Here is a 4,900-nt window from a genome sequence, read left to right as displayed (position 1 = left end):
GTCGTGCCCACGGGGTGGAAGATGGTGGTGGCGATGTCGCCGGCCAGCCGCGCCAGGTCCTCGTCGGTCTCGAATTGCACGCCGGGCTTCCATTCCTCGGGCCGGTAGGGCGCCAGCGCCGGCTGGGCGACGATGCGGCGCGTCACGCGCAGGCTGTCGGCGGCGACCTGGCGGTCCTCGGGCGTGCTCAGGTAGTTGGGCGCGATGGCCGGCGCGGTGCGGAAGTCGGGGCCCTTGATGTGCACGGTGCCCCGGCTGGTGGGGTTCAGGTTGCACACGCTGGCGGTGAAGGCGGGAAAGGCGTGCAGCGGCTCGCCGAAGGCCTCCAGCGACAGCGGCTGCACGTGGTATTCGAGGTTGGGGTGGGCCTGGTCGGGCGAGCTGCGCGTGAAGGCGCCCAGCTGCGACGGCGCCATGCTCATGGGCCCGCTGCGCTTGAAGGCGTATTCGAGCCCGATCTTTGCCTTGCCCAGCCAACTGCCGGCCAGCATGTTGAGCGTGGGCACGCCGTTCACCTTGAACACCGCGCGGATCTGCAGGTGGTCCTGCAGGTTGGCGCCCACGCCGGGCAGGTCGTGCACCACGTCGATGCCGTGCTGGCGCAGCAGCGCCGCCGGGCCGATGCCCGACAGCTGCAGCAGCTGCGGCGAGTTGACCGCGCCCGCGCTCAGCACCACCTCGCGCGTGGCGTGGGCGGTGACCATTTCCTCGCCGGTCCACACCTGCACGCCGGTGCAGCGGCGCGAGCCGTCGGGCTGCGTGTCGATCAGCAGCCGGGTGGCCTGCGCGGCGGTCCACATCTCGAAGTTGGGCCGCCCGTAGCAGGTGGGGCGCAGGAAGGCCTTGGCGGTGTTCCAGCGCCATCCGGCCTTCTGGTTGACCTCGAAGTAGCCCACGCCTTCGTTGTCGCCGCCGTTGAAATCGTCGGTGGCCGGAATGCCGGCCTGCTGCGCCGCCTGGGCAAAGGCGTCCAGCACGTCCCAGCGCAGGCGCTGCTTTTCCACGCGCCACTCGCCGGTGCTGCCCGTGGTCTTGCTGCCGTGCAGGCGCTTGAAGGCCTCGGTCGCGGACGCGGGCTGGTCCAGGCGCCAGTGGTCCTCGTGGCGGCGGAAATAGGGCAGGGCGTGTTCCCAGCGCCAGGCGTCGTCGCCCGTGATCTCGGCCCACTGGTCGTAGTCGCGCGCCTGGCCGCGCATGTAGATCATGCCGTTGATGCTGCTGCAGCCGCCCAGCGTCTTGCCGCGCGGGTAGCGCAGGCTGCGGCCGTTCAGGCCCGCGTCGGGCTCGGTGTGGTACAGCCAGTCGGTGCGCGGGTTGCCGATGCAGTACAGGTAGCCGACCGGGATGTGGATCCAGTGGTAGTCGTCCTTGCGGCCGGCCTCGATGAGGAGCACGCGGTGGCGGCCGCCGGCGCTCAGGCGGTTGCACAGCAGGGCGCCGGCCGTGCCGCCGCCGATGATGATGTAGTCGAAAGTGGTGTCGCTCATGGAGGCTGTTGGACGTTGAACACGTTCCCGGGGCATTGCGGCAGTGCCGGTCCATTGTGCGTAGCGCCGTGCCGCTGTCGATAGGGAAACAGCCAATTGCTATTATTTTTGTAGCTATATGCCCTAGAAGATATTGTGCTGGAGGGCATTTTGATCATAATTCACGCGGCCCGTGCCCTGCGCAGGGACGCGTTCTGCGCTGACGCGCCCGGGCCCATCCGCTCCGCTACCATGCACAGATTCTCCCGCCCCCCTCCATGACCGAAGACGACAGCCAGCCCCGCATCACACGAGACGACACGCCCGACGGCCCCTGTGCGGTGTTGCACGGCCGCTGGGGTGCGGCGGAACTGGGCACGCGCCGCCACTGGCGCGCCCTGTCGGCCCAGCTGTCCGAAACGCGGGGCGGCCCGGCCATCGGCTGGGACCTGCGCAGCCTGCAATGGCTGGACCACGTGGGCGCGCAGCTGCTGTGGAACCACTGGGGCCGCGACTGGCCCGAGCGGCTGGCGCTCGACGACAGCCAGCGCGACATGCTCGAGCGCGTGGCCGAATTCAGCACCACCCGCCCGCCCGACACACCCTGGCGGCTGGCCGAGCAGGTGGACCGGCTCGGCGTGCAGGTGCTGCACGCCCTGTCCCACATGCGCCACCTGCTCGAACTGGTGGGGCAGCTCTTCATCGACATCTTCCGGGCCGCCCGCTCGCCGCGCCGCGCGCCCTGGCGCGACATGTCGGGCCACCTGTACCGCATGGGCGCCACGGCGATGCCCATCACGGCCATCGTGGGCTTTCTCATCGGCGTGGTGCTGGCCTACCTGATGTCGCTGCAGCTGCGGCAGTTCGGCGCCGAGTCGTTCATCGTCAACATCCTGGGCATTTCATTGATCCGCGAGCTGGGGCCCATGCTCGCGGCCATCCTCGTGGCAGGGCGCTCGGGCTCGGCCATCACGGCGCAGATCGGCGTGATGCGCGTCACCGAGGAACTCGACGCCATGCGCGTCATGGGCATTCCGCACGGCTTTCGCCTCGTCATGCCGCGCGCCGTGGCGCTGGCCGTGGCCATGCCGCTGATCGCCGTGTGGACCACGCTGTGCGCGCTGGCTGGCGGCATGCTCGCGGCCGACCTCGCGCTGGGCGTGTCGCCCGCCTACTTCGTGCAGGCGCTGCCCAACGCGGTGAGCTTTCCCAACCTGGTGATGGCGGTGGCCAAGTCGGTGGTGTTCGGCGTGTCCATCGCGCTCATCGGCTGCCACTGGGGCCTGCGCGTCAAGCCCAACACGCAGAGCCTGGGCGAGGGCACGACGGCTTCGGTGGTGAGCTCCATCACATGGTGATCATCGTGGACGCGCTGTTCGCCATCGCGTTCAAGAATCTCGGGATCTGACGCCATGGACGACACCTCGCTCATCCCCGCCCCCGCCGCGCACACCGCGCCGCAGGCCCCGCCCGCCGACGCGCCGCCGGTGGTCGAGATCAAGGGGCTGTCCACCGTGTTCGGCAAGGGCAAGGAGGCCTTCGCCGTGCACGAGAACCTCGACCTCACCGTGCGCCGCGGCGAAATGCTGGCCCTGGTGGGCGGCTCGGGCACGGGCAAGACCGTGCTGCTGCGCCAGATGCTGGGCCTCACGCGGCCTGCCAAGGGCGAGGTGACGGTGCTGGGCCGCCCCGCCGCCGAGATGGGCCGCGCCGGCGCCGCCAGCCGCGTGGGCATGCTGTTCCAGCAAGGCGCGCTGTTTTCCGCCTTCAACGTGCTCGACAACGTGGCTTTCGCGCTGCGCGAGCAGGGCACGCTGCCGGGCGATCTGGTCTGCGATGCGGCCATGGTCAAGCTGCAGATGGTGGGGCTGAAGCCCGAGCACGCCACGCGCATGCCGGCCGACCTGTCGGGCGGCATGATCAAGCGCGTGGCCCTGGCGCGCGCGCTCATCATGGATCCGCCCCTGCTGCTGCTGGACGAGCCCACCGCGGGCCTGGACCCCAACAGCTCCGACGATTTCTGCGAACTGCTGCGCGAGCTGCGCGCCGCCCTGGGCCTGACCGTGGTGATGGTCACGCACGACCTGGACACGCTGTTCGCGCTCAGCACGCGCGTGGCCGTGCTGGCCGAAAAGAAGGTCATCGTCTCCGGCCCCCCGCAGGAGGTCGTGCACTTCGACCACCCGTTCATTCAACATTTCTTTCTCGGCGAACGCGGCCGGCGCGCCATGGCGCCCGCACCGGCTTCGCCCTCGACCAAGGACGCCTGATGGAAAACAAGTCCCACGCCCTCGCTGCGGGCATCTTCGTGGTAGTCGTGGCGGCCCTGCTGGCGGGCCTGGGCCTGTGGCTCACCCGCGACAACACCAGCTACCAGCTCTACGAGCTGTCCAGCAAGCAGAGCGTGGGCGGGCTGCAGCCGCAGGCCGCCGTGCGCTACAAGGGCGTGGCGGTGGGCAAGGTGGTGCGCATCGGCTTCGATCCCAATGTGGCCGGCAACGTGCTGATCCGCATCGCCGTGAGCGACCAGGCGCCCATCACCCCGGCCACCTTCGCCGTGCTGGGCTACCAGGGCGTGACGGGCCTGGCCCACGTGCTGCTGGACGATGGCCAGCAGGCCGAGCCGCCGCTGCCCAAGGGATCGAGCGGCCTGCCGCGCCTGCCCCTCAAGACCTCGCCGTTCGGCCAGCTGGCCGAGCAGGGGCCCGCCATCCTCTCGCAAGTGGAAGAGGCCACGGGCCGCATCAACGACCTGCTGAGCGACGACAACCAAAAGCGCATCGCCACCGCCATCGACAACCTGGGCCAGGCCGCCGGCAACGCCAGCGCGCTGATGAAGCGCCTTGACACCACCGTGGTGCAGCGGCTCGACCCCGCGCTGGCCGCCGTGCCCGGCGTGGCCAGCGATGCGCGCGAGACGCTGCAGGCGCTGCGCCAGGCCGGCAGCAGCGCCTCCGCCGCGGCCAACGAAGTGGGCGCCGCCGTCAAGCAGCTGAGCGCCGAGGGTGGCCCCATCGACCAGATCGCCGAAGGCTCCAAGTCGCTGGCCACCGCCGCCGACCGCTTCGGCCGCGTCACGCTGCCGCGCCTGAACCACGCCGCCGACGAGACCTCGCGCGCCGTGCGCCGCCTGGGCCGCACCGCCAGCACCATCAGCGACAACCCGCAGTCGCTCATCTACGGATCGGGCACCGCCGCCGGCGGGCCGGGCGAGCCCGGCTTCGAGGCGCCTGCTGCCGCCAAACCTTGAGAGGGCTTGCCATGGATACTATTAAAATGATAGCTAAACGCCGGCGTTTTCATTGTGCTGGAGCCGTTTTTGGCCTGGCATTCGCCGCCCTGCTGGCCGGTTGCTCGGCGCTGCCCGCACCGCCCGTGCGCGCCGAGGTCTACGACTTCGGCCCCGGCCTGATGGAGGCCGCGCCCTCGGACCG

3 protein-coding genes and 1 pseudogene are annotated in these 4,900 nt (G+C 70.2%); 3 read left to right on the top strand and 1 reads right to left on the bottom strand.

All coding sequences use genetic code 11. From position 1 onward, the window contains the following. Positions 1 to 1,487 (bottom strand): GMC family oxidoreductase (locus AC27KI_RS18690; protein WP_487115214.1); only part of this gene is annotated, 1,487 nt, incomplete at its 3' end. 257 nt (positions 1,488 to 1,744) lie between these two features. Between AC27KI_RS18690 and AC27KI_RS18685 the strand changes: the two are divergent. From AC27KI_RS18685 to AC27KI_RS18675, 3 genes and pseudogenes are all read left to right on the top strand, one after another. Continuing rightward, positions 1,745 to 2,874, top strand: a pseudogene (locus tag AC27KI_RS18685) (MlaE family ABC transporter permease). A 4-nt stretch (positions 2,875 to 2,878) separates the two neighbouring features. Further along, positions 2,879 to 3,736: an ABC transporter ATP-binding protein gene (locus AC27KI_RS18680; protein ID WP_272549709.1), complete on the top strand. Its 858-nt coding sequence runs from the start codon at positions 2,879 to 2,881 to the stop codon at positions 3,734 to 3,736. After that, positions 3,736 to 4,716, top strand: coding sequence for an MlaD family protein (locus tag AC27KI_RS18675; protein WP_487115213.1), 981 nt, complete (start codon positions 3,736 to 3,738; stop codon positions 4,714 to 4,716). Before AC27KI_RS18680 ends, AC27KI_RS18675 begins: the two co-directional genes overlap by 1 nt. Positions 4,717 to 4,900 lie beyond the last annotated feature (184 nt).

The sequence above is a fragment of the Acidovorax sp. KPB24-03 genome, assembly GCF_057546605.1.
This window is presented reverse-complemented; position numbering and strand designations above follow the sequence as displayed.